The organism is Staphylococcus sp. EG-SA-2 (assembly GCF_017152085.1).
In genome coordinates, this window is record NZ_JACYHC010000425.1 from 1 (window position 1) to 5908 (window position 5908).

General features: G+C 35.7%; 7 protein-coding genes and 1 other RNA gene. All 8 read left to right on the plus strand.

Annotated elements, in window-relative coordinates; translation table 11 throughout:
• Positions 1-1189 (plus strand): alpha-amylase family glycosyl hydrolase (locus tag IDG60_RS04925; protein ID WP_206160534.1); only part of this gene is annotated, 1189 nt, incomplete at its 5' end.
• 24 nt (positions 1190-1213) lie between these two features.
• Positions 1214-1942 (plus strand): trehalose operon repressor, encoded by a 729-nt coding sequence (gene treR / locus IDG60_RS04930; protein ID WP_001118675.1) that lies wholly within the window; start codon positions 1214-1216, stop codon positions 1940-1942.
• Between the two features lie 61 nt (positions 1943-2003).
• Positions 2004-2273, plus strand: an RNA gene (gene ffs, locus IDG60_RS04935) — signal recognition particle sRNA large type.
• Positions 2274-2345: 72 nt separating this feature from the next.
• On the plus strand, positions 2346-2447 hold the full coding sequence (locus IDG60_RS04940) for a hypothetical protein (protein ID WP_031775041.1): 102 nt from the start codon (positions 2346-2348) through the stop codon (positions 2445-2447).
• A 137-nt stretch (positions 2448-2584) separates the two neighbouring features.
• Positions 2585-3109 carry a GNAT family N-acetyltransferase gene (locus tag IDG60_RS04945; RefSeq protein WP_001167828.1) on the plus strand — a complete coding sequence of 175 codons (525 nt, stop codon included), beginning with the start codon at positions 2585-2587 and terminating at the stop codon, positions 3107-3109.
• Between the two features lie 68 nt (positions 3110-3177).
• Positions 3178-4875: a DNA polymerase III subunit gamma/tau gene (gene dnaX / locus IDG60_RS04950; RefSeq protein WP_001109040.1), complete on the plus strand. Its 1698-nt coding sequence runs from the start codon at positions 3178-3180 to the stop codon at positions 4873-4875.
• Positions 4876-4964: 89 nt separating this feature from the next.
• Positions 4965-5282: a YbaB/EbfC family nucleoid-associated protein gene (locus tag IDG60_RS04955; RefSeq protein WP_001213992.1), complete on the plus strand. Its 318-nt coding sequence runs from the start codon at positions 4965-4967 to the stop codon at positions 5280-5282.
• 6 nt (positions 5283-5288) lie between these two features.
• Positions 5289-5885: a recombination mediator RecR gene (recR, locus tag IDG60_RS04960; RefSeq protein ID WP_000559159.1), complete on the plus strand. Its 597-nt coding sequence runs from the start codon at positions 5289-5291 to the stop codon at positions 5883-5885.
• The last annotated feature ends 23 nt before the right edge of the window (positions 5886-5908 follow it).

Sequence of the window (5908 nt, forward strand, 5' to 3'; positions counted from 1 at the left end):
TGATTCTGAGACAGATGAATATTATTTACATTTATTTGATGTCAGTCAAGCTGATTTAAATTGGGATAATCCGGAAGTACGTCAATCGTTATATCGCATAGTCAATCATTGGATAGACTTCGGCGTTGATGGTTTTCGATTTGATGTCATTAACTTAATTTCTAAAGGTGAATTTAAGGACTCTGACAAAATAGGTAAAGAATTTTATACGGATGGTCCTAGAGTGCATGAGTTTCTGCATGAATTAAATCGTCAAACGTTTGGTAACACTGACATGATGACTGTAGGAGAAATGTCTTCGACGACGATTGAAAATTGTATTAAGTATACACAACCAGAACGCCAAGAATTGAATAGTGTTTTTAATTTTCATCATCTAAAGGTTGATTATGTTGATGGTGAAAAGTGGACAAATGCGAAGCTTGATTTTCATAAGTTAAAGGAAATTCTGATGCAATGGCAACGAGGTATTTATGACGGTGGCGGATGGAACGCGATTTTCTGGTGTAATCATGATCAGCCACGGGTAGTGTCTAGATTTGGTGATGATACGTCGGAAGAGATGAGGATACAAAGTGCTAAAATGTTAGCTATCGCACTGCATATGTTGCAAGGGACGCCATATATTTACCAAGGTGAAGAAATTGGTATGACGGACCCACATTTTACATCAATAGCACAATATCGTGATGTTGAATCGATTAATGCCTACCATCAGTTGCTAAGTGAAGGGCATGCTGAAGCGGATGTATTAGCGATTTTAGGACAGAAGTCACGAGACAATTCGAGAACGCCTATGCAATGGAGTGATGATGTTAATGCTGGATTTACAGCTGGTAAGCCTTGGATTGATATTTCGGAAAATTATCATCAGGTCAACGTTAGACAAGCACTTCAGAATAAAGAGTCTATTTTCTATACGTATCAAAAATTAATACAATTAAGACATACGCATGATATTATTACGTATGGAGACATTGTGCCACGTTTTATGGATCATGATCATTTATTTGTTTATGAACGTCATTATAAGAATCAACAATGGCTAGTAATTGCGAATTTCTCAGCATCGGCTGTTGATTTGCCAGAAGGATTGGCTAGAGAAGGTTGTGTTGTGATTCAAACAGGCACAGTGGAAAATAATACGATAAGCGGGTTTGGTGCAATTGTAATCGAAACAAACGCGTAAAATAAATTGAGTGGATGCGTTTATATGGCGAAACAAAAAAAGTTTATGAAGATTTATGAGGCGTTGAAAGAAGATATATTAAACGGGCAGATTCAATATGGTGAACAAATTCCGTCTGAACATGATTTGGTGCAATTGTACCAGTCATCTCGAGAGACCGTGCGTAAGGCATTAGATTTGTTGGCATTAGACGGCATGATTCAAAAGATTCATGGTAAAGGGTCACTTGTCATTTATCAGGAGGTTACAGAGTTTCCATTTTCTGAACTTGTTAGTTTTAAAGAAATGCAAGAAGAAATGGGCGTCGCATATTTAACTGAAGTTGTTGTGAATGAGGTTGTTGAAGCGCATGAAGTTCCAGAAGTTCAACATGCTTTAAACATCAATTCTAGTGAATCGCTCATTCATATTGTTAGAACTCGTCGGCTTAACCAACATGTGAAGATTGTTGATGAAGATTATTTTCTAAAGTCGATTGTTTCAGATATAGGTAATGATGTTGCGAGTGATTCTATTTATGATTATTTGGAAAAGGTATTAAATCTTAATATTAGTTATTCAAGTAAGTCTATTACTTTTGAACCGTTTGATGAACAAGCATATCAATTGTTTGGTGATGTATCGGTGGCTTATTCAGCAACAGTTCGAAGTATTGTGTATTTAGAAAATACAATGCCGTTTCAATATAATATTTCAAAACATCTTGCAAATGAATTTAAATTTAACGACTTCTCAAGACGTCGTATAAAGTAAACAATGATATAAATGATTTATACTTGCAATTAACTATTAAAATATAGTAATATATATCTTGCCGTGCTAGGTGGGGAGGTAGCGGTTCCCTGTACTCGAAATCCGCTTTATGCGAGGCTTAATTCCTTTGTTGAGGCCGTATTTTTGCGAAGTCTGCCCAAAGCACGTAGTGTTTGAAGATTTCGGTCCTATGCAATATGAACCCATGAACCATGTCAGGTCCTGACGGAAGCAGCATTAAGTGGATCATCATATGTGCCGTAGGGTAGCCGAGATTTAGCTAACGACTTTGGTTACGTTCGTGAATTACGTTCGATGCTTAGGTGCACGGTTTTTTATTTTTTAAATATTAAACCGATTATTAAGAGTTGAAAATATATATTTATTTATAGAAGCTACTTTCTTGAAGACAATTCAGCGTATTATACGTGGAACATGTTTGTGGGAAGTAGCTTTTTTATATGTGAAGTTTGATTCAAGTGAAATCGATGTGCAGTTTGAATGATTTTTGTGTCAATGAAAAGTAAGAAGTTATTATTTGATGATAAAGAAATGATGGTGAAATGAGGGGGAGTATCTTACAATAGAATTATTAATGAGATACGTTATGATTATTGACAATCAAATGCCTACGGAGGACATATGCAAATATATTTAAGTACTTTAACAGAGTTAGATTATGATAAATCTTTAAATAGTATTGAAGAAAGTTTTGATGATAATCCTGAAACGAGTTGGCAAGCACGTGCGAAAGTAAAACATTTAAGAAAATCTCCTTGCTATAATTTTGAATTAGAAGTAATAGCGAAAAATGAAAATAACGATGTCGTTGGACACGTTTTATTAATTGAAGTAGAAATTAATAGTGATGATAAGACGTATTATGGTTTGGCGATTGCCTCTTTATCAGTTCATCCTGAATTACGTGGACAAAAATTAGGTCGTGGCTTGGTTCAAGCAGTAGAAGAGCGTGCCAAAGCACAAGAGTATAGTACGGTTGTTGTAGACCATTGTTTTGACTACTTTGAAAAGTTGGGTTATCAAAATGCTGCTGAGCATGACATTAAATTAGAATCTGGTGATGCACCGTTACTTGTAAAATATTTATGGGATAATTTGACGGATGCACCACACGGAATCGTAAAATTTCCAGAACATTTTTATTAATTGTTCAATTAAGAAGTAAAGGTATTATCATGCTATAATGAGAGGTAATTGTTTATGGAGGTGCTAACTTGAATTATCAAGCCTTATATCGTATGTACAGACCCCAAAGTTTCGAGGATGTCGTCGGACAAGAACATGTCACGAAGACATTGCGCAATGCGATTTCGAAAGAAAAACAGTCGCATGCTTATATTTTTAGTGGTCCGAGAGGTACGGGGAAAACGAGTATTGCCAAAGTGTTTGCTAAAGCAATCAACTGTCTAAATAGCACTGATGGAGAACCTTGTAATGAATGTCATATTTGTAAAGGCATTACGCAGGGGACTAATTCAGATGTGATAGAAATTGATGCTGCTAGTAATAATGGCGTTGATGAAATAAGAAATATTAGAGACAAAGTTAAATATGCACCAAGTGAATCGAAATATAAAGTTTATATTATAGATGAGGTGCACATGCTAACAACAGGTGCTTTTAATGCCCTTTTAAAGACGTTAGAAGAACCTCCAGCACACGCTATTTTTATATTGGCAACGACAGAACCACATAAAATCCCTCCAACAATCATTTCTAGGGCACAACGTTTTGATTTTAAAGCAATTAGCCTAGATCAAATTGTTGAACGTTTAAAATTTGTAGCAGATGCACAACAAATTGAATGTGAAGATGAAGCCTTGGCATTTATCGCTAAAGCGTCTGAAGGGGGTATGCGTGATGCATTAAGTATTATGGATCAGGCTATTGCATTTGGTGATGGTACGTTAACATTGCAAGATGCGTTGAATGTCACAGGTAGCGTACATGATGAAGCGTTGGATCACTTGTTTGATGATATTGTACAAGGTGACGTACAAGCATCTTTTAAAAAATACCATCAGTTTATAACAGAGGGTAAAGAAGTGAATCGCCTAATAAATGATATGATTTATTTTGTCAGAGATACGATTATGAATAAAACATCTGAGAAAGATACTGAGTATCGAGCACTGATGAACTTAGAATTAGATATGTTATATCAAATGATTGATCTTATTAATGATACATTAGTGTCGATTCGTTTTAGTGTGAATCAAAACGTTCATTTTGAAGTGTTGTTAGTAAAATTAGCTGAGCAGATTAAGGGTCAACCACAAGTGATTGCGAATGTAGCTGAACCAGCACAAATTGCTTCATCGCCAAACACAGATGTATTGTTGCAACGTATGGAACAGTTAGAGCAAGAATTAAAAACACTAAAAGCACAAGGAGTGAGTGTCGCTCCTGCTCAAAAATCTTCGAAAAAGCCTGCGAGAGGCATACAAAAATCTAAAAATGCATTTTCAATGCAACAAATTGCAAAAGTGCTAGATAAAGCGAATAAGGCAGATATCAAATTGTTGAAAGATCATTGGCAAGAAGTGATTGATCATGCCAAAAACAATGATAAAAAATCACTCGTTAGTTTATTGCAAAATTCGGAACCTGTGGCGGCAAGTGAAGATCACGTACTTGTGAAATTTGAGGAAGAGATCCATTGTGAAATCGTCAATAAAGACGACGAGAAACGTAGTAGTATAGAAAGTGTTGTATGTAATATCGTTAATAAAAACGTTAAAGTTGTTGGTGTACCATCAGATCAATGGCAAAGAGTTCGAACGGAGTATTTACAAAATCGTAAAAACGAAGGCGATGATATGCCAAAGCAACAAGCACAACAAACAGATATTGCTCAAAAAGCAAAAGATCTTTTCGGTGAAGAAACTGTACATGTGATAGATGAAGAGTGATACATGACAAGCGATATAATCGTATGTATAATGAAAGAAACATCATTTTATTGATAAATATTTATTGATTTTCAAGGAGGAAATGGAATATGCGCGGTGGCGGAAACATGCAACAAATGATGAAACAAATGCAAAAAATGCAAAAGAAAATGGCTCAAGAACAAGAAAAACTTAAAGAAGAGCGTATTGTAGGAACAGCTGGCGGTGGCATGGTTGCAGTTACTGTAACTGGTCATAAAGAAGTTGTCGACGTTGAAATCAAAGAAGAAGCTGTAGACCCAGACGATATTGAAATGCTACAAGACTTAGTGTTAGCAGCTACTAATGAAGCGATGAATAAAGCTGATGAGCTTACTCAAGAACGTTTAGGTAAACATACTCAAGGCTTAAACATCCCTGGAATGTGATCATAGATGCATTATCCAGAACCTATATCAAAGCTTATTGATAGCTTTATGAAATTGCCAGGCATTGGTCCAAAGACAGCCCAACGTCTGGCTTTTCATACCTTAGATATGAAAGAAGACGATGTTGTTCAGTTTGCCAAAGCATTAGTAGATGTTAAGAGAGAATTAACATATTGTAGCGTATGTGGTCACATTACTGAAAATGATCCATGTTATATTTGTGAAGATAAACAAAGAGATCGTTCAGTTATTTGTGTTGTGGAAGATGACAAAGATGTCATAGCTATGGAAAAAATGAGAGAATACAAAGGTTTATATCACGTTTTACATGGGTCTATTTCACCTATGGATGGCATTGGACCAGAAGATATTAATATTCCTTCATTGATTGAACGCTTGAAAAGCGATGAAGTTAGCGAATTAATCTTAGCTATGAACCCGAACTTAGAGGGGGAATCTACAGCCATGTATATTTCTAGATTAGTTAAGCCTATAGGTATCAAAGTGACGAGATTAGCACAAGGGTTATCGGTAGGTGGCGATTTAGAGTATGCTGACGAAGTAACATTATCTAAAGCAATCGCAGGTAGAACAGAAATGTAATGTCTTCTATTAAACATTTTTGA

Bases quoted from the DNA above. Each gene is read 5' to 3' on its own strand.
- treR (WP_001118675.1), top strand. From the start codon at position 1,214: ATGGCGAAACAAAAAAAGTTTATGAAGATTTATGAGGCGTTGAAAGAA.
- IDG60_RS04945 (WP_001167828.1), top strand. From the start codon at position 2,585: ATGCAAATATATTTAAGTACTTTAACAGAGTTAGATTATGATAAATCT.
- IDG60_RS04955 (WP_001213992.1), top strand. From the start codon at position 4,965: ATGCGCGGTGGCGGAAACATGCAACAAATGATGAAACAAATGCAAAAA.
- recR (WP_000559159.1), top strand. From the start codon at position 5,289: ATGCATTATCCAGAACCTATATCAAAGCTTATTGATAGCTTTATGAAA.